Origin of the sequence: Gimesia aquarii (assembly GCF_007748175.1) — a bacterium.
GTDB lineage: Bacteria > Planctomycetota > Planctomycetia > Planctomycetales > Planctomycetaceae > Gimesia > Gimesia aquarii_A.
The window spans coordinates 1,403,129-1,423,760 of sequence record NZ_CP037422.1 but is presented as its reverse complement, the minus strand read 5'-3'; the positions used below and the strand labels follow the sequence as shown (position 1 = coordinate 1,423,760).

The 20,632-nt window shown below is 43.5% G+C and carries 12 protein-coding genes; 4 read left to right on the top strand and 8 right to left on the bottom strand.

Annotated features, from left to right (window positions below; all coding sequences use genetic code 11):
• Positions 1–57 precede the first annotated feature (57 nt).
• Positions 58–1,593, bottom strand: a complete 1,536-nt coding sequence (locus V202x_RS05770; RefSeq protein ID WP_145172056.1) for a hypothetical protein — start codon at positions 1,591–1,593, stop codon at positions 58–60.
• 307 nt (positions 1,594–1,900) lie between these two features.
• Here V202x_RS05770 and V202x_RS05765 point away from each other — a divergent pair, with 307 nt between their 5' ends.
• Positions 1,901–2,716 carry a sugar phosphate isomerase/epimerase family protein gene (locus V202x_RS05765; protein WP_145172054.1) on the top strand — a complete coding sequence of 272 codons (816 nt, stop codon included), beginning with the start codon at positions 1,901–1,903 and terminating at the stop codon, positions 2,714–2,716.
• A 9-nt stretch (positions 2,717–2,725) separates the two neighbouring features.
• Here V202x_RS05765 and V202x_RS05760 read toward each other — a convergent pair whose 3' ends face one another.
• Complete coding sequence (locus tag V202x_RS05760; protein ID WP_197993248.1) at positions 2,726–4,183, bottom strand: pectate lyase; 1,458 nt, start codon at positions 4,181–4,183, stop codon at positions 2,726–2,728.
• Positions 4,184–4,400: 217 nt separating this feature from the next.
• Between V202x_RS05760 and V202x_RS05755 the strand changes: the two genes are divergently transcribed.
• The gene (locus V202x_RS05755) at positions 4,401–5,813 is read left to right on the top strand and encodes a GntP family permease (RefSeq protein ID WP_145172050.1); all 1,413 of its coding nucleotides are present in this window, start codon (positions 4,401–4,403) and stop codon (positions 5,811–5,813) included.
• A gap of 101 nt (positions 5,814–5,914) precedes the next feature.
• Positions 5,915–6,847, top strand: a complete 933-nt coding sequence (locus V202x_RS05750; RefSeq protein WP_145172048.1) for a PmoA family protein — start codon at positions 5,915–5,917, stop codon at positions 6,845–6,847.
• Positions 6,848–6,859: 12 nt separating this feature from the next.
• Here the strand turns inward: V202x_RS05750 and V202x_RS05745 are convergent, their stop codons facing one another.
• On the bottom strand, positions 6,860–8,167 hold the full coding sequence (locus V202x_RS05745) for a BBP7 family outer membrane beta-barrel protein (RefSeq protein WP_145172046.1): 1,308 nt from the start codon (positions 8,165–8,167) through the stop codon (positions 6,860–6,862).
• Between the two features lie 86 nt (positions 8,168–8,253).
• On the bottom strand, positions 8,254–12,213 hold the full coding sequence (locus V202x_RS05740) for a beta strand repeat-containing protein (protein WP_145172044.1): 3,960 nt from the start codon (positions 12,211–12,213) through the stop codon (positions 8,254–8,256).
• Between the two features lie 668 nt (positions 12,214–12,881).
• Between V202x_RS05740 and V202x_RS05735 the strand changes: the two genes are divergently transcribed.
• Positions 12,882–13,814: a prenyltransferase/squalene oxidase repeat-containing protein gene (locus tag V202x_RS05735; protein ID WP_145172042.1), complete on the top strand. Its 933-nt coding sequence runs from the start codon at positions 12,882–12,884 to the stop codon at positions 13,812–13,814.
• A gap of 21 nt (positions 13,815–13,835) precedes the next feature.
• Here V202x_RS05735 and V202x_RS05730 read toward each other — a convergent pair whose 3' ends face one another.
• The 4 genes from V202x_RS05730 to V202x_RS05715 all read right to left on the bottom strand — a co-directional run bounded on the left by V202x_RS05730 (position 13,836) and on the right by V202x_RS05715 (position 20,468).
• Positions 13,836–14,546 (bottom strand): zinc ribbon domain-containing protein, encoded by a 711-nt coding sequence (locus V202x_RS05730; RefSeq protein ID WP_145172040.1) that lies wholly within the window; start codon positions 14,544–14,546, stop codon positions 13,836–13,838.
• Between the two features lie 208 nt (positions 14,547–14,754).
• A complete protein-coding gene (gene rpoD, locus V202x_RS28045) occupies positions 14,755–16,440 on the bottom strand; it encodes an RNA polymerase sigma factor RpoD (RefSeq protein WP_145172038.1) in 1,686 nt (561 codons plus the stop codon).
• Positions 16,441–16,463: 23 nt separating this feature from the next.
• A complete protein-coding gene (gene dnaG / locus V202x_RS05720) occupies positions 16,464–18,383 on the bottom strand; it encodes a DNA primase (protein ID WP_197993247.1) in 1,920 nt (639 codons plus the stop codon).
• Positions 18,384–18,839: 456 nt separating this feature from the next.
• Positions 18,840–20,468: a hypothetical protein gene (locus tag V202x_RS05715; protein WP_145172034.1), complete on the bottom strand. Its 1,629-nt coding sequence runs from the start codon at positions 20,466–20,468 to the stop codon at positions 18,840–18,842.
• Between the last annotated feature and the right edge of the window lie 164 nt (positions 20,469–20,632).

The window sequence follows — 20,632 nt, the reverse complement described above, 5'->3', positions numbered from 1 at the left end:
GATTATATTAGCGAGAAGAAACTGCTCCCAATCTGACCACAATTTAAACGATAATTTTTACTTTCGAGTGACGGTGACCGAAACACTGCCTTCGTTATCTCCCAGTTCATTCCATGCATCATTGAGTCGAAAGTAAATCGTTCCGGAAACGGGAGCCATCCAGGTTGCACTAGCTCCCAGAGGATACTCCTCTAAAATTGAAAGTCGATCAGAAATTCCTGAAACAGAGTCCGGCCGAATCAACATGATTAATCGTCCGAGTGGCTGTCCTTTAAAATAACGAAAACTGATTCCGTCTGCAGTACTCATCCAGGGTTTTGGTTTCTCTGCCAGGCTAAACATTCCTTTGGCGATCAGTTCATATGTATCGCCTTTTTTGACACGAATCCCACTTGATTGCCAGCCACGATCGCTGGCAATTTTCGCAACCGCAAATGAATTTGCCTGATCTAACTGCTGTCCTGTACGAAATGAAATGGCTGCTCGCTCAAAGTCATAACCTGGTTGCAGGTTTTTAGCAAATAACAACCAGGCGTCATTGATCTTCGTAAAATCATCCTTGATCAATTGCTGAATCTTTTGTGAAAATGCTCTCCCCTGCATGTGTCGAGACAATTCTCGAAATGGTTTTGCATAGCGAGGATGTTTATCAAAAAACTGTGTGAGTGCCCAGGACCAGGCATAGGATTCATTATTTCCAACATAATCAGCTGGCCCAAATTGCATCACTTCCAACATGTGTTTGGGAGGTGACGTTAGCACAGCCTGTTCAATGAGCGATATCCTGCCTAATCCGGCGAAATCCTCTTTATTATGAGGCATCACATTGAGTGTAATCTTGCCGTTCTGATCGATGGAGTGTGTTGCCATGGATTCAGCGATTCCTTCCAGATACCAGACGGGCGCACCAATGTTTTCCATAATCATACTGAAGCAGTGAGTATATTCATGGAGCATTAGATGCCGTAAATAATAATTCTCGGTCTGATAGTCCATCCAGAATTGAGCTCCTTGATGGCGGCCATTGACAATTCTAGGCAACGAATCAAGAATCACGCCTGCTTCTTTGAACAACTCACGATTCTGCATAATGTAACCAGTCACCTGAAATTCGGTCCCCTCACGATCCGGAGGTAACGAACCAAAATAATCTTCCAGTGCCAGATATGCCTGATCGATCACAGGGGGCAACTTTGCGGCAACTTCAGGATCGATATCTGTATAAAGCTTCAATCGAGGAGATTCATAAAGATGAATGCCCAGTAAAGCCAATCTCTGATTGTTATGAACCGGTCTCTGATCGCTGGGCCGATAGACCGTTTTTACTATTTTCTCTGTATCCCCTTCTGAGGGACTGGCCTTGCGATGGAGATTTTTGTTGTCAACAGTTTCCTCTGTTATGGTTTTTGATTCAGTCGTACTTTTTCGAGAAGTCTTGGTTTTAGAACGTAGCTCAGGTGATTGTTCCTGCGTGACTACAATTTCAGATTCCGTAAGTTTCTGTGGAGCAGGTGATTCCGAACCGCAACCACTGATCAGTAAACTGACCACTGCGATCACAGCAAACATTTGAAAGTAAGAACGATCTATCATTGAAGACATATTCTAAAAATGAAATAGCGCACGCCGAAACTTTTTTTAAATCGTGATAGTTTTAAATCAGGCTAAAACGAACAATCTTATTGTGACGGATTGACACACAAGAGTCGAGCAACCTTTTCTATAATCGATTGAGTTGATCATTGCTGGCATTTCATGCAAAATATGTTGATCGATACTCATTAGACTGCAAGATAATGCAACCTGTCCTGGCAGCTTAAGGCGCCTCTGATAGTCTTACGTCAAATAGTATCTAAATTTATGACTGTTTCTGCGTTTTTTCCTTTAAGGAACCCCCTCAATGAGTTCTTTTCTCTACAGCCTGAATGCCAGTACAATCCGTACGACTCCACTGCTTGACAAAATTCGTATCACAGCAGAAGCCGGCTACGGCGGCATTGAGCTCTGGTTTGATGAAGTTGAAGCATTTATTTCAGAGGGTGGCGATCTTAAAAGTATTTCACAAGCAATTCAGGACACGGGGCTAGCCATTCCCACAATGATTATGTTGCGTGACTGGTGGTCTGCTACACCTGAAGAATACGCCCAAGTTTTTGATCGTTGCCTGGAACGCATTAAGCTGGCAGCCAGGCTGGGAGCAGAATATGTTATTGCCTGTCCACACCGTGAGAAACCTGACTATGACCTGGGGGCACAGCGTTATCGAGAACTGTTAGAAGCGGGAATCACAGCTGGCGCGAAACCCGCGGTGGAATTTTTAGGATTTGTAGAAGATGTTACTACCATTGAAGATGCCTTACAAATTGTCGAAAAATCGGAACACCCACAGGCAACATTGGTACTCGATCCATTTCATGTCTTTCGGGGTGGTGGCTCAATGGAGACGATTGCCAAACTCAAACCTGAGCAGATTGCCATTTCTCACTTTAACGATGCCGTCGATTCCATTCCCCGAGAGACGCAGATGGACCCAGACCGGGTTCTACCAGGAGACGGACATCTTGACTTGTCGCATTACTGCCAGCTTTTAAAACAGATCGATTATCAAAGCTGGCTTTCTCTTGAATTATTTCGGGAAGATCTCTGGCAGCAAGATCCACTGGAAGTTGCCAAACTGGGACTAGAACGTATGCAGTCCTTAGCTGAAAATGCATGATGTTATAAGTTAATCGCGTTGATGAGCGGCTACGAAATTAGCTAGTGTCTCCAGATTTTTTACAAAAATTCGCGTTTCAATGACTGGAGTATTCTTCAGCTTAGCAGAACGGATTTCTCCCTGAGTCACCCAGGCACCGCGCGTATCTAGTGCCTCGATCGCTGATTTTGCTTTTGCCGTGAGAGCAGGTGTTAAACGAACACGACGAGTTGGAAATCGCATGGAAGCAAGCTGTTTGGGAGACGCTTTCAAAAGTTTGCGATAACGGCTTTCCAGTTGATTCACTTTCGAAGTAATCATAAAACCATAGTGAGTGGGTAAATCATCAGCTTTGTAGGTGAGTTGATATTGTTTTGTAAAATATAAAGGACGATTCGTTTTCAATTCATAAAAACGGGCCAATTTTCCATTGGGCAATTCTGATTTCCGCAAATAAGCAAGTGCGGCAGGAATCGGCTTCAGATACTTTTTCTCACTCGAATAAATATAAATTTGCATTAACGTCTTAATGACTCCCTGCGACTCACCTCCTGTAATCGAAGGAGGTTCAAACCTTCGTGCCCAGGCAGGTTGCATCTTAGAATTATACTGTTGCGCCCAGGCAGGCTGTGGTTCCGGCATTTGAGCAAGCAATATAAAATCTCCTGCTTTCAAAGCCGCCTTACGATAACGGGAATCTTTATAAACATGGTTCGCCAGAAACATGAGATCCACCAAATCTCCGATCACGTTGTCATTGAATGTATAATAGTCTGTGTACTTCTTTTTAGGAAACTCTCGAGACCAACTCGCTGGATAGCTGGCTTTGAGAACAGGATAATCCTTGGGGTTCGGAAAGCTCGAATATTGTTGCGGCCAAGCACCATTGGGAAACTGAGCTTTCAGAAATGAATTCAAAGCATACATGGCTGCTTCATGAACGGATTGATTCTGAAACTTAAGTTCCTGGTCCAACAGAATCAAAAAGCGAAGTGCGGACTGCGATTTATTGTCGTCGAATGTTGTCCGATTTCTGGCTTTCGGACCTCCACCATCAATGCGATATTGGACATTCTCACGTTTATTAAAATCAATATAGTGCCCCCAGCCTCCCGATTTCAGTTGACCTTTAATCAATGCATTTGCAGCCTCCCTGGCCGCATCCAGTAAATACGGTTCACCTGTTTTCTGATAAGCGGTCAAAAACGCTTCACCTACTGTCGGTGTGCCCGGCGGTTGAAGCCAGATCATGGAATCAGAAGCGCGGCCTTCTCCTTCCCGAAGTGACAAGTCTGCACTGTACGTCCAGAGATAACCTCCCTCAGTCGATACCTCATCTGTAAAAAAACGTGTCGCTTTCTTCATCGCCTGTTTCGCATCAGCGGGAGAGACCTCAGCAAACAGATACTGTCCAGAACTTACCCCAAAACAAAGAGAACAGAGAAAAAACGCGAAACGTGTTCTCGGACAAATGGAAGAAACAAGCATTGCCAGAAATTCCTTATGAGCAGGGGAAGGAGGAGAGAAAGCAATTCCGCTCCATCCTACAAAAAGCATGTTTCGAGGGAAAGCAATTATTTCTTAATCTCGTTCAGAATGTGAAAGGCCAGTTTTCTATTGCGCACTCGCTTGCGTCCCAGGCAATTCTATGTAATGCTCATACCCACTTGAGATATTCATCTAAGATTTTTCTGGAGCAGCGCTTATGTTGGAGAACTATCCATTTCTGATCTTATTCATTGGTATTGCCACCGTCATCGGCATGATCATCTTTCTGAAGATCAATGCGTTTCTGGCGTTGATTACTGCGGCCATAGTAGTCAGCCTGCTCGGTCCCGAGTCAGTCATGAATCCGGAGACTGGCGAAACAGTCAACCGAATTAAACGCGTTGCGATTGCCTTTGGTAACTCCGTTTCCGGAATTGGCATTGTGATTGCGCTGGCTGCCATCATTGGAAAATGCATGATGGACAGTGGGGCAGCCGACCGAATTGTCAGAGCGTTTCTAAAAACACTCGGTGAAAAGAACGCATCATTTGCCCTCATGGGTAGTGGATTTGTTTTAGCTGTTCCTGTTTTTTTTGATACAGTCTTTTATCTCCTGATTCCGCTGGCACGCTCTCTCTATCGCAGCACCAAAAAGAATTATTTGATGTATATCATGGCTATTGCTGCGGGAGGGGCAATTACACATACGCTGGTGCCTCCCACACCCGGACCCTTATTTATGGCCGACAATCTGGGAGTAGACTTAGGAAAGATGATTTTTGTGGGCGCACTCGTCGCACTGCCAGCTGCTTTTGCAGGGATCTTTTACGCCATGTTTGCTAACCGGGTCATGAATATTCCCATGCGGGAAGTCGCAGAGCATAAAGATCCCGATCCACTGGAAGAACATGAATTGCCTTCTCTTACAATTTCTCTCATGCCCATCGTATTACCCGTATTGATGATCACTACCAACACGCTTGTGAATTCCATGCTGGCAAGTGGAGTCGGACCACAAAGTTTATTAGAAAAAATCAGTCCCTTCACATCGATTATTGGAGATGCCAATTTTGCGTTGTTAATAGCTACCGCAATTGCTCTGGGAATTCTTTATCATCAACGAAAAATGACACTCCTTAAATTGGGAGCCTCCGTTGAAAATGCCCTCATGAGTGGTGGTGTGATTATTCTGATCACAGCTGGCGGGGGCGCCTTTGGAAAAATGTTGACGGTGGCCCAAATTGGTCCTGCGATTCAGAACATGTTTAGTACCGCTGAATCAGAGGCTGCTGGGCTGAGTTTTCTTTTCCTGGGATTCGGAATAGCCGCCTTACTGAAAGTCGCTCAAGGCTCCAGCACAGTAGCCATGATTACGACCTCAGCGATGTTGGCAGCAATGCAGGTGACACCCCAAATGCTGGGTTTTGATCCGGTCTATCTGGCAACGGCCATCGGTGCAGGTTCACTGATTGGTTCCTGGATGAACGACAGCGGCTTTTGGATCTTCTGTAAAATGAGCGGTTTAACTGAAGCAGAAGCATTAAAATCATGGACTCCGTTATTGATTGTTTTGGGCTTTACCAGTTTGGCGACAACAGTTTTGCTGTCGATCGTCTGGCCAATGACCTAGTCATTTTCCTTGAAGTCAGCTTTACTTTGCTCGAATTCAGAAATAAGCTGAAATATGCTGTATGAGTGACGAATGGCGTTTCAAAAACTGGGAGATCTGATGTGAATCCACTTTTTCCTCAATGTGAAATCGTTCCACTTCCAGGTTTTCAATTTTCCTTTCGGATCAAAGGAAAAGAACGGCTTCGCTGGAACCATAGTCCCGAATATCAACGCCCTTTCTTTTACCCTTTAACCGGTCCCTCAGGTATTCCTTTGACACGTATCGGACATCCGGGCGCGCCAAACCATGATCATCATTGCTCAGTCTGGTTTGCACATCACAAAGTACTCGGAATCAATTTCTGGGCAAACGACACAGGTGCCAAAATTATTCAAAAACGATGGCTTTCTATCGACGAACGTAAAGACGAAGCTATTCTCGCCGTCGAATTGGAGTGGCTTGATGGCCATGATCCACAACCTTTACTGAGGCAGGAATTGATCTCTGCTGTCAGAACCAATGCAAATGATGAGCTGTTTTTGGAATTACAGTCCACGTTTTTTCCCACTGCCCAAGCATTGGAATTCCAAAAAACGAATTTTGGCTTTCTCGCCGTGCGAGTTGCTAAAACCATTTCGAGTTTTTTTGGAGCAGGTAAGATCACAAATAGTCGCAAACAAGTTGGCGAAAAAAACATCTTTGGAAAACCAGCTGAGTGGATGGATTATTCGGGACCGGTATTACCGAATATCAGAGAAGGAATTACTTATTTCTCGCATCCATCCAATCCAATAGCGAAATCACAGGCTGCCGTCTCATGGCATGTTCGTGAAGACGGATGGATGGGCGCTTCACCTTGTATGCATGGCCCGCTTGAATCAACCCAAAAGTCACCTTTAGTATTTCGATTTTTATTGCATGCACATGCGAATGAAATCAACCATGATCTGGCAAACGAAATTTATCAGAAGTTCGCTTCAAGTCAGTCTTACCAACTGAAAAAACCTGAAATACGCCATACAAGCGCGACTGTCGTTAGAACTTCTTCGTGAGGAGCATCAGACTCACCAGATAAACTCAACGCCGGCACTGATACCATCTGCTGTAAAGTCTTCGTGTTGTTGTCTCACTTTAGTTCCTGTCGCAGGGTTTGTTGCTGTGCGGTCTTCGTTGTAATCGATAATATTGAAAGCACGTGAGATCTGACCAATAAACAGATAATCATAACCAATGAAAAACTTCATATGTTCATTGACTTGCATTTTTGCATAGACTGTAAGCTGAAAGGTTGGTGAAAACTCATTGTTTTTCTGAACAGATACAATGCGCGGATCGGTAGGTTCAAATAATTGTTCTGTAGCAACTTCGTTTGTATTGCGATTAAAGCCAAATGTAAACTTGGGCTCGGCCCCGATTGAAAATCGATTGTTCGAGTATTCCGCACGTGCACCAATGCTAGGTCCAAAGACCCGGTTTTCAACTGTAGAAGCAATTGTTGTTGTACGAGGCAACCCAATTCCGCCACCTGAATCGACTCCTACTTGATTCATCGATTCCTGCAAACTGATAAACCGAAAACCAAATAATGGCCGCATTCGAAAACCATTTCCAGGAAGATAGGGGTCTAAAACATAATTGATTCCCGTACCAACCATTTCTGTATTCAGGTCAACGGTGTAGCTGGTATCATAAACATTCGTATTGGAAGCAAGGTCATTATTGATATTAAAATTCGTCACGACCACCAGATCGTCAGTCGGATCAACAGTAGTTCGTGTCCCAAAGATTTCATCTGTTGGACGGGTTGATTCATTTCTGAAAAGCCCCCAAACATTCCATTCCAGGCTTCCCTCAGGTAATGCAAATTCAAGAATCCCCCGCATCCCGTTTGTATCCATGGACTTATCAGTATAGTTCAAAGCCACACCATTTCCACGAGAAATTCCAGTCGCACGATCAAAAACGGGGGCAGGTGCTGTTGGATCTGGGTTCCCCAAAATTGGCGCACTTAAGAGAATATTGTCAGGGCCCTCAATAGACCAATGTAAATAGTCAAGTCGTAACTTAGATGTTTGAAACGCGCTTTTAATGGATCTGTCTATTGGTGAATCATAAGTCCAACCACGATCCACTGGCAGCTTGCGGACCATCGACCTTGAATAAGTATTGATGCCAGAGAATAACCCTGAGTTTTCAATATATTCATCGTCTACCACATCTGCATCACCGTGCATGACATGTTCCAACGCGCCATCATCGGCAGCTGTCACATGTTTCTCTCCAACCAGTAATCCGGTCGAGCACAAGAACACTAGAAGTGCACTCAGTCTGAATGGAGTAATCATTATTACTTTCCAGGATGTGCGACTCATCGATTAAAACCTTGAAATATTTGAAGCAAAACACACCAGAGTGTTATTGAAATTATTTATTTACGAGACTTTTCTTTGTTTTATGGTTATGGAAGCAAGAAGCCATTCAGGCTAATTTGGCCATCAAATGTACCTCCGCCAGGATTGAACAGAATAAAGCTGTTGTTGTTGCCTACAAAAGTCACATTCACAATATTATTAACACCAGTTCCCAATGACAGCGGACCATTGGTCATTGCATTGAAACCAACTGCTGTTTCATTGTCATCGAAACCACCATCAAATAATCCGATCAGGTTATTATCAATGACAACCGAGGAATTGGTGGCGTCGATTAGATCAAAGAAGATTGCATTCCCTCCAATTCCCGTCATGTTGATGATATTTGTGTCAATTTGCACGTTGCTATTAGCAGCTAGATCCAAGAATCGCAGACCGGTTGAGTCCTCACCTGCCATCACAATACCCTGATCAACATTGTTAGAAATTAGAATATTCGAAGGCCCTTCAGTTGAAACCTGAATACCTTCACTGTCTGTTCCTGAGATAACAAAGTTATTATTATTGATCACAGTTAAGGACATCAGATCTGCTAAATCACTACTGGTTGCGTCTATGTTAATTCCCTGGTTATTAGTGGCTCCTGTGCCAAAAAAGTTGTTCGCGTTAGCAACGGTAATATCCATCGGTCCCTCCCAAATCACGCTCAACCCGGCAGTATTGGAAACACTATTTGTAATCGCATTTCCTTCCAACAATACTTCTAACAGAGAATCATCAAGCAGTACTCCTGCAGACTGTATGCGAATGGCATCTGCACTATCGTCTGTGATCGTATTGTTCTGAATCGTGATGTTAAAGGAGTCATCGTTCGTATCATCTAGTTCTAGATTTGCTGTGTATTCAATAGAATGTTCTGTAGCATCAGTACCATTATCCAGTAATTCTGAATCGGTTATCTGGAATGTGCGTCCGTTGATAATTCGAATACCATCGCCTAAAGAATCTTCGACTCTGACTCGTGTCAAATTCACCACAGGGCCATCGGCAACAGTGGTTTCCTGCCACTCGATACCAGAAACAGTGGGGGCATCTATTTCTAATCCATCGATATTGACGCGGCCAATATCTGCTAACCACACTCCGTGAGTTGCACTGATAATAGTTCCCCCGGCATCAATTGTGGCTCCATCGCCGGCGATAGAAAAGAGACCTGGTGTTCGAACCAGTCGAATACCGGCACTATTTAAAAAGAAGCCATCTCCTAGATTTAAGTCGGGACCATTAGTCGGTCCTGCTGACACTGACGTCAGTATCATAGAAAGATTAGTATCTTGAATATCTATTGCAGCGGCATTTGTCACAGTGAAGACACCACCTGATGAACTCAATGTTCCCGAATTATTATCGGCTATAAATCCGAGGTTATTCGTTGCTGTCACATTTAAGTCACCAAAGTTAATATTGCCGGGATTGGTTTCCACAGAAATCGCTGGTGCCACTACAGGAAATGCAGCACTGGTTGCCGTGACACTCAGTGAACCAAAATTAACGATCGGAGTAGTATTTAAGATATGCACGGTAGGAACTGTTGAAACTGCGGTTCCTGTTACTGTGGTATTACCAAAGGAAACTTGCCCCGCAGTCCCCCCCTGTCCTGCATTATTGATCAACAATACCGAGTTTGTCGTACTGGCATTTGAAAGAATTGTATCTCCCATCCTGATCACAGGACTGTCATTCAAGACGATAAATGCCTCTGCCGCTGTCCCGGAGATGGTTGTGGTACCAGTAACATTAAAGGATCCCGTATTATTACCTGCATTAAATGAAATCCCCTCTCCCGCTCCACCGGTAATCCCGAGGGTTCCACCGAATAAAATATTTCCGGTAGAATTATTAACATCAATACCATGATCGGTCGCAAGTGAAGCCCCGTTAGTGATCGTCGTATTTCCAACAACCGAGATATCACCTGAAAGATTCTCAACCAGGATACCTGTTCCATTACGATTCAGGATGTCAACATCTTCGATTTGAAAAATGCCCTGATAATTTTCCACAAAAATACTGGCATCAGTTGCTCCATCAATCACATTTGCAGCCTGACCAGTATTTCTGACAGTCACAATTGCACCTGCGGTACCGCCAGTAACGTGAATTCCCTCATTCGTACTTCCAGTAATGGTCACGTTATCTAAGACTGCTCCACCGGCGATATTACTGACCAAAACACCTTGGCTATTCGTATCAGTAATAGTTGAACCGGTCATATTGACCGATCCCCCTGTCGTATTTTGAATCAAAACTGCTCGACCTGCTGCCGTATTGGTGATGGTTCCTACATAATTTACAAATGGGTCACCTCCATCGACAACAAAAGCATCGCCAGCAGCGTTAGTAATATTCGTAGTGTCAAACGAGAGCGTCCCCGTCGTTCCACTTAGGAAAATCCCCTCTCCAGCAGCATCATTGACATCAACATTGTCCACAGTCGTACCAGACACACCGACTCCTACAACACCACGGCCTGTAGGGGTATTTATGATGAAGCCAGAAAATTCGCTGTCTGATGCAAGAATCACACCATCACCAACAGTGTTATTAAATGTTGGTCGCACAAAACTTGGGTTTCCGAATGCAGGAGAGTTAGGCAACAACCTGGGACCAAATCCTTGAATATCGATGAAGTGATCAATACCCTGTCCTTCTCCGAGTATGCGGTCACCAGCGGCCAGAGTGATTGGCGGTCCGTTATCGAATACACTTCCCGCATGAGTGAAGATAATATCATTAGCAGGCCCTGCCTGGGCATCTGCGATCGTCTGGAAAGGATCGAGGACGGTTCCAGTCCCTCCAATCGCTGCATTTGAATCAACATGGGAGATTGTCCAGGGAAGCCCCGTGGCTGGATTGATGGCAATCAGCCCGGAATCGACCACATCACGTTGTTCGACAACAACATTGTAATTTCTTCTGACCCGTTCAGCCATACGATACATCTGAGTGGATTTTTCCATCTTATTCCATTCAGGTCGACCTGCAAAGGTCCATGTTACATTGAAGAAAACATTCGTATTAAAGGTCGCGTCGTTGGTTAAGCTGAGTTCCATCAAAACATTGGGAACCGGATTAGCCTGTAAACGACCTCGCCAGCCCCAGACGTCTTCACTGCCTGTTGCTGCGAAGTGATAAGTTCCCGCGTAAGCGCGCGCTTCATGTTTTTGAGCGATTTGCCCCCAAATGGGAACTCCGAATTCAGCATCAAATCCACGCATTGCTGTTCCAAGTGTACGTGTCTGGTCATAAAGAACATTGAATCCTGAAAACCGCTGACTACCTTCATTAAATTGAACGTCAAGCAATTTCTGACGGGTTCCAATAGGCAGATAGAAGTTTCCATTCGCGTCCCAAAAGCGTCCCATTGTTTCTACATTGAGAACTAACTGTTGGAAAATTTTTGTAGAAGAGTCATCACGATCATAATAAAAACTGGCTCCAAAAATTCGGTCTCTGTCATAATTGAAAAATCGATAACCAAGACCAAGACCGCCGCCAAGGTGACCACGATTTGTTCTAAACAAGCGAAAGTTTCCAAATAACATACCTGCATCATCAGGATTTTTCGTGTATGTAAACAGATATGGCATGGCCTCAAGATGAGAAATGGATTCCTCTAAACCAACGGTTTTACCTGCCTGATGTCCGGCTCGAAACAGTGTTCCCATGCCATTACCGGGCACAATTGATGAGATTCCATCGAGTGTATCTGTCGTCTCCGAACCATCTGCAATGATTGTTGAAAATTCCTGTTCTTCGGCCAGTAATGTTCCTGACATGGCAGAAATTGCCAGAACGATCACACCTGCGATCAGGCGAAATGCAATTTTCATAAATCGTCCAGAATAGCTTGATGTCAACACAGGCATCTGTTTCACCTCGGTTATGCACGTTGAGTGCAATTTGGCGTTATCGTCTCGCTCTGTTGTATTTTGATCTGTCATGAATTTGTTTTTATCTATGACAATAATTTCAGGATCATTCATGAGATGTCTCAACAAATCATCTTCCAAATTCAGAACCGAATTGAGGAGCTATCTCCACAGACTCGATCAATCAAGTCGTAGTTACAAATAAATTAAGCTCATAATTACAGATACATACACCAACTGCCCAACAGCAGTGGCAGAAAAAATGCGCATCTGTGATTTTATGTCTTAAAAATCAATTGTTATAAGGAAGTAAATCAACTCGACTGGCTTGCAATCATCATGAGAGAGTTCATTGATCATTACACTTCTATCAGAAGATAGAATCCGGCCGAATATTGAAGGATATGTAGTCACACGAACCGATAAAAATGGGCTTTTTAGCGGAAACGTGCTAGTATTGTTTGAATAGTTTCTAGGTAATTTTTATTGTGAGTTGTCACTCAGAAGAATCCGATCGATCAACCTTGGGTAAGGCTGATCCATTTTGAACTGAAAAAGAAGATCATTACCCAATGGTTTTCTTAATTTACAGTTCTGAGAGAGATAGATTCTTTGAGTTTAAGAGATGTTGGGCGGGAACATATGCTAAATTCAGATCCAACGAAAGACGAATTTGACATTTCCATTGAGAAATTTTTCACAATTTTCAAAAAAGCATGAGAAAAAACCATCTGGATTCCATACTTATCCCCTTTTTAAAGGGGAGGCGGTACACAATATAGATGAATGACGAACCTTATTTAGTCAAATTGGCCCTACGGCTGGCAGCAGGATTAGAGAAACTGCCACCAAGTTCATTAGAAAAACATCGCACTTTTATTCTGGCTCAACAACAGGCAGATGGGGGATTTTCTGGAAGAGAAGGAGACTCGGATCTATATTATACAGGGTTCGCGGTTCGTAGTCTGGGAATTTTAGGAGGGGTTGAAAATCAGCAGTGTATTGAACTTAGCAGCTATCTCAAACAATTCCACATAGAAAAACTGTCGACCATCGATCTGTTAAGCTGGCTCTACTGTGCTCTGATCATTCAAGCCTCAGGGGGAGAAGACCTCTTAACAGGAGCGTCTGAGAACTGGAATACACAAATCTCACAAAATTTAGAACGGCTAAGAACTCCTGACGGTGGCTACGCAAAATCAGAACAAGGTGCTCTTGGAAGTACGTACCACACGTTCCTAGTCGTTTTGATCTATCAGTTAATCGGCCTTGAGATACCTGACTCAAACGATTTAATACAATTTCTTTACGATCGACAGCGTGACGATGGCGGTTTTGTAGAAATCTCGCCTATGAAACGTAGTGGTACAAACCCGACAGCCGCTGCCGTTGCGACATTACTGATCCTAAATGCAATGGATGATGAACTGAAAGACGATATTCGCGATTTTCTCAATCAAGTGAAGAGTTCTGAGGGAGGCTTTCAGGCAAATACGCGTATTCCATTTGCCGATGGACTATCTACGTTCACCGGATTACTGACTGCACAGGATCTGGGGCTTGACTCACTGGTCGATCAAAAGCAATTGATGCAATTTATGACCGAATGGCTTGAGTTCCCCACAGGAGGGTTTCGAGGAGCAAGCTGGGACGAACAAGCTGATGTAGAATATACATTTTATGGCTTGGGTGTGCTGGCGCTACTTAACGCATAACAACGAATCGATTATACCTCGTTATTCCTGTGATTCTTCCAGGTATAAGAGGCGCCCACATGACTTACAGAAAACGAGTTTTCCTGAATTCAACTCCACGCGCAATTGAGGCGAGATTAAAACATTACAGGAAGAACAATACTTACCTTCTACAATTGCTAAGGCACCAGCTCCGTGTGACCGCACCAATCTTTCAAATTGAACCTTCACATTCTCTGGTATGATGTGTTCAGCATCGGCAATTGCTGCATTACATTCTTTGATCTCTTCATCGAGAGAATCTCGAGCAGACTCGAAATTTTGTGCCGCTTCTTTAGCTGCCTGGTGTGCGGCATCTTTTTTTTCCACCCATAACTGAACATCGGCTTCAGCGGCATCGATTTTATCCATGAGCTCCAGGATTTCATCTTCCAGCACACTGTTTGCCATTTCGTCTGCCTTAATTTGCCCTTTAATAATATCAAACTCTTTATTTGAGGAAGCAGTATTCAGTTTTGCCTTCAGATCAAGTATTTTTGTCTCATTGGATTGTAAGTCCAGATTCTTCTGCTGGACCTGTTTTTTCAACTGCGTGACCTGTTCCTGAAAAGACCTGAGCTTCTCTTCCTGCTGTAAAGCGAACTCCTCTTTCAGTTTAATTCGCTTGGGCCCCTGCTCTAATTTTCGGTTTACATCATGTAATCTCAAATACAAATGGTGTAAAGCTTTCAAGCTGGCTGCAGTAGTTGACATGTTAAAGAACTCCAGAAACGCTTATTTTTGGTGAGACGAAATGCGACACGCCTCAATACATTTGCTTTGTTATAAAGATTCTGTCGGCAAATAGCCAGACAAACGCAGTAAATCTAGCGATCTTCTTTGGTGCCAAAATATAATGAATCATAGTCACTTCAAATAAAGTAAAAAAAAACGCCGATCAATAATGATCGGCGTTTGAATTTCAAATACTGGCTGATGCTGTCACATCCGCCTCTTCTTCGGATTCAGCCTGCCCCCACTCGGGGACTAACCCTTCTATAAAGCCCTGAAGTTGTTTACTCCTAACTGGATGCTGTAATTTTCTGACCGCTTTTGCTTCGATCTGACGTACACGCTCTCGTGTTACTTTAAAGATGCGCCCCACTTCTTCCAATGTATAGGTATAGCCATCTCCCAAGCCAAAGCGTAATTTGATAATTTCACGCTCACGGTAGGTCAGTGTTTTCAAGACATGATCGATTTTATCTTTTAGCATTTCCTGGCTGGCTGTGTTAACAGGACTGTCTGAGTCAGAATCTTCGATGAAGTCACCAAAGTAGCTATCTTCACTCTCACCAACTGGTCGATCAAGGCTAATGGGGTGGCGGGAAATCTTAAGCACACGGCGCGTTTCTTCCAGACTGATGCCTGCCACTTCTGCTGTCTCTTCCATGGTAGGCTCACGTCCTTTTTCCTGTAATAGTTGCTTACTGACCTTTCTGAGTTTGGACATCGTCTCAATCATATGTACGGGAATACGAATTGTACGAGCCTGATCAGCAATAGCACGGGTAATGGCCTGTCGAATCCACCATGTGGCGTATGTTGAAAACTTATAGCCGCGACGGTATTCGTATTTATCAACCGCTCGCATCAAGCCAGTATTGCCTTCCTGAATCAGGTCAAGAAAACTCAGACCACGATTGCGGTACTTCTTAGCGATAGAAACGACCAAACGTAGGTTACCACCTGAAAGTTCACGCATCGCGGTCTCGTAATCGAGATAGCGCTGCTTGACCGCTTTGATTCGCTCACGAAGTGTTTCGGGAGTTTCCATTGTCATGGAAACCAAATCTTGTAATTCACGATCAAGATTGGCACGATCATCTTTGGAATTTTTCACTCTCAGATCGTTCATATCACGAATCTGATCTTCCAATTCCGTCATACGTTGAGAAATTTGCTCAAGTCGCTTCATACCAATTTGCAGACGTTGTGTGCGCAAACTCAACTCTTCAATCAAAGTCGCCATTTTCCGACGTCGCTTTTGCAACGAGGAATATGCTTCACGACGTTCACTTTTCGAAAGCTCTGGGTCGACAAATCTTTGAAAGTCACTTGAGTTTTTATTACAAAGATACTCCAGTGTCTTCAAATTATGAGGCATCCGACCAAGAATCTGATTTTTTTCGAGGCCTTCTGTAACCGAAACTTTAATCGTTCTATCAAAAGGAAGTTCGGTTTTATGAACTTTGTCCAGAATGTCAATTGCCTGTCGCATTGCATAATCACTACTCAACAATTCACGACGGAACCGACGACGTGTGATTTCAATCTTCTTGGCAAGTCGGATCTCTTCCTCACGTGTTAGTAATGGTATTTCACCCATTTGAGTTAAATACATCCGCACGGGATCATCAATACGACGAGCAGCATCGTCGGAAGAACGAGAGCGACCTCCTTTGGTTTTTTCAGGCTTTAAGACTGTAATAATCTGATCAGGAATAATATCTAATTCAATCTCCTCAATCGTGAGCAAAAGGTTATCAAGCTTCTCAGGATTGAGTGCTTCATCAGGTAAATAAGCACTCACCTCATCGTAAGTGAGATATCCTTGTTTTTTGCCGTTTTCGATGAGTTCATTCAATCGGGCGTCGAGTCGGTGCACGTTGCTTCTCCCAATCTATCTAGTTAATGGGTCTCAAGTGAGTTTTTCTGGTGTCGTTTTTGGTGAAACTCAGATGCTTTCTTCAATAATTCTTTTGCATCAGAATTCAAAATTGTATTTTGGGAATTCTGAAATAGAAGTCCCTTAGTCTGCTCGTGGTGTTCCCGTTCTTCCCGCCATTTAAGGTTTTTGATGGAATGCTTCAAAAAATGAGGAATTCCTTCATGCAGGTTGGGACTCGCATGGATTTTTGTATGAATTGCTTTTTCTTGCGCCTGGGCGTCAATTTTTACGACCAGTTGTTTCAAATCTGGATCATCAATTCGATCCAGAATCCGATCCAGGACGGGTACAATCCCCTCTTCAGTTAAATCAATGCTTAACTGATAAAGAAATCGCAACTGCTGGTTCTTCAAGTTGGAAGGGGAAATATGTTGATGAATTTGGGTGACAGATTCCGGATATACAAAGATAATTTCAAGAAGTTCGCTCTCAAGTTGATTGTCTTTCGTTGTATGATCTGTTTCCTGGCTGCTGCCCGGAATGGAATTCGTGACTGGAATCGAGCGAGATTCATTAGCTGAGGGACTGGAGTTAAGATTTGAATGACGCTTTTGTTTTACTTCACTAAGTCGTTTTCGGACAGCTTGTTCATGTAAACCCAGTCGATCTGACAACTTTCTCAATATAATGTCTTCACGAACTTTACCGGTTAGGTTGGGACTTGCTGCCAACAACTCAAGCATTTGTTCTAAAATACGATGCTGACCATCAATTGACTCTAGTCCAAATTTTTTGAGACAAATATTTAACTTGAAATTCCACGCTTCGGGCGCTTGATCAATCAGTTGCTTTAGCTTTTCTGCACCTTGCTCTTCCAAAAACTCGGCAGGATCTTTTCTCGCAGGTAACGTTAAAATTCGCAAATCGACTTCCTGAGAGATAAATTTCGTTAAAGAACGCTCGGCCGCATTTTGCCCTGCATCATCACCGTCAAATACGAGCACGACTTTTCGCGCCAGACGCTTCAGATAAGAAACATGCGTGTCCGTCAACGCTGTTCCTAATGTTGCCACTACATTCGTCACCCCAAACTGATGCGCTGTTATGCAATCAGTGTACCCTTCGACGACGACTACGGTCTCCGTTTCTCGAATTCGTTGTCTTGCTTGATCCAAACCGAATAGCAGCTTGCTCTTAGTAAAGATCAAGCTTTCGGGACTGTTGAAATACTTGGCAATTCCATCGGAATTCGTTCCTGGCAGAACACGTCCCCCAAATGCAACAACGCGTTTACGCTCGTCGCGAACCGGAAACACCACCCGATTGACGAAATAATCGGAATATCGGTTATGACCTTCTTTTTTGAAAATCAATTTTGCTTCCGACAATAATGCTTCAGCATATTTACCTTGTGCGCGATTCACTAACCATTGCCAGTGGTCCGGATGAAAGCCTAACCGAAACTGCCTGATAGTATCTTCGGTATATCCTCGCTCCTCAATAAGATAGCGACGAGCATATTCTCCTTCGGCAGTTTCCATCAAACAATGGTGAAATTGCTGCTCTGCCCATTTCATCACTTCAAATAATGATGTCTTTTCTACGATATTAGATCGCGGAACAGATCCCACGCGTGCAGTAGATTGAGGCAGTTCCAAATGGGCTTTCTCAGCCAAGATCTTTAATGCCTCATAGAAGCTGACATCATCATATTTTTCCACCCAGGAAAAACAGTCGCCTCCGTTATCACAGACCCAGCATCGCCAGGTACCACGCTCAGGATAGACCATCATTGAAGGATTATGGTCATTGTGAAAAGGACAGAGACCTTTGAAATCGTGTCCGTTGGGAGTCAATTGAATCGACTCGGATACCAACTCGACGATGTTTGTTCTCTGGCGGACCAGTTCTTTGAAATTTTGATCAAATCCTGGCGACACCAGTTTCTCCTGAACAGTTCAAAAACGGCCCCTCAGTGCCACTTAATTCATCAAACATGAAAAGTGGACACACGTATCTAGGTCAAGAGTGCTTCCCTGCTCAGCTCTGCGTAACTTAATTTTACCCCATAGTTCCCATTGGTCAAGAAAATCCATTCAGAGAAATTTAAACCAGGTTCGCTCATAAGATCAAAATTTATATAATGTTATAAACATACCTAAGTGTGCAAGTCCAAGTTAATCCGAATAGTAAACCATGATTGTATCACTTACTCAATCAGAATAATTAACACAATCCGAACAGGGAAATCAATAGCCATTAGACAGTTGGTTTTTATGAATTATAGGCATTATAACTTCTGAGACTACCACCGCAATGTCCCTGTCAAATGCTGAAGAAGGTTGTTAGCAAATAAAAAAGAGTAAGGAGTGGTTCAACAAATCAACACTCTTGTACTATTCAGATTCCGCTTGTTCTGGCACTTCAGATATTGCAATTTGCCAGAGAGAGATGTTGCCGAATTTCTCATTACACTTGGGGCATTTCGCTTTCGCAATTCCCTTACCCGTTTTCCCCCCAATTCGCTCTTTCTTCCTTGAATCCTCGCTTACAATTAACTGACAGGCTTCACATTGTCGTCCAGCAAGTGCCAGTTCAATTTCGGGATCTGCTTCATAAAAATGAAGACTTTCATTATCCAACGTCTCAAATGATTCTTCACTATAGTGACAAGTGACTTGACTGACTTGATCCGTCAGTGGAATCCCAGAATCTTGCCCCAGATTACTGATACCATGAAGTTCATTTAACGCTTTAGAAAATTTGCGATATTCGGTCAGAGAAAGTGTGAGGTATTGGTTCTCTTTTGCATCTTCCTGCTTCGGTAGCAATATCGCAATACGCCCTTTTCCAAAGACAGGCACGCCAGCAAAAACTGATTCATGATCATACATCGCAGGAAATACGACTCGCAATTTCTGGATCTGATCTGTGTCAAACACTTGCACATTCTGAGCGGGAATTTCTGATTCGTCTTTTTCTTCACTCAGATGCTGTGCTATCTCAGCTCTGACCTTCTGTTGTTTATCTTTGTTACCTCCAAGGAGGCCACCTTTTGATAGTACCGGCAACAACATTTTTTCATTAGAAATCGCCAGATCGACTAATGTGAATGTCTTTTCCAGACTATTTGGCTTTAACTTAAGTTTTGTGGGGTCAATCGCATGCAACTTAACGTCATTGAACCAATATTTATAAGCACCAGTGTTTAATTCTGAACCACCATCTTTGCTGGACGTAGTCTCAGCTTCATCAGTTTCTGGTTTCTCTTCTTCTTTGTCTGTTGCCAAAGGTACAAGGTATAACACACCACAGGCTGGGCATTTACCGGCAGCACCTCGGTATTCTTCACGAACACGAATTCGATGCCCATTGGGGCAATAAACGACTACTCCTCCCTCGATTTTACCAGAACGACGCCTTCTTTTACCTTTGCGACGTTTTCTATCTTCCTTCTCTTCTTGCATGGCGACGTCTAACAAGACATCACCTCCTGTAGCCACCGAATGGTCTTCGGTTGGTTCTGCATTTACCTCTTTTGCTTTTGCATCCGAGGCACTCTCTGCTTCATTGGTATTGTCGGTATCCTGCTTTGTATCACTATCCTGCTCTGACTCAGCTACCGTCTCCTCTCGTGCCAGAGGGATGGTAGACTGATCTGAATCACTGATTTTCGTATTTTCAGTAAGCTGAAAATCATCATCCGAGGCTTCATATTCTGTGACTGCAATATTCTCATCTAACTCAAAATCATCGTCATCACGGCCTCCAAACGAAGACATCGTGGCTGTGGAGAGTTGGGAGTCTGCTTCAGTTCCCTCGTCGGAGTCATCAGGTAGTTTACTGAAAATCATGGGAGAGGGATTTTCCTGCATCTTACGATATGCTTCTGCAATATCTTCGCGCATAAATGCGCTGCAGTTCCAGCAACGAACCAGGCCAACACGGACCATCTCACCACAACACGGACATGGTATCTCTGTAGGATTCTTTTCGTGTTCATCCGGAGTTACGCCATTTGACATTATAAATCCCTAATACTTCGATAAATACAAATTATAATCTTCAGAAAAATAAAATCATCAATGCTTCTGCTCTATGAAAAAGATCAGTAAATATGAGTTGATAAAATCAGAAGCAGATTCCAATTGGGAAATTGATGGATGTAAATTTCAACATCTCCTGCTGC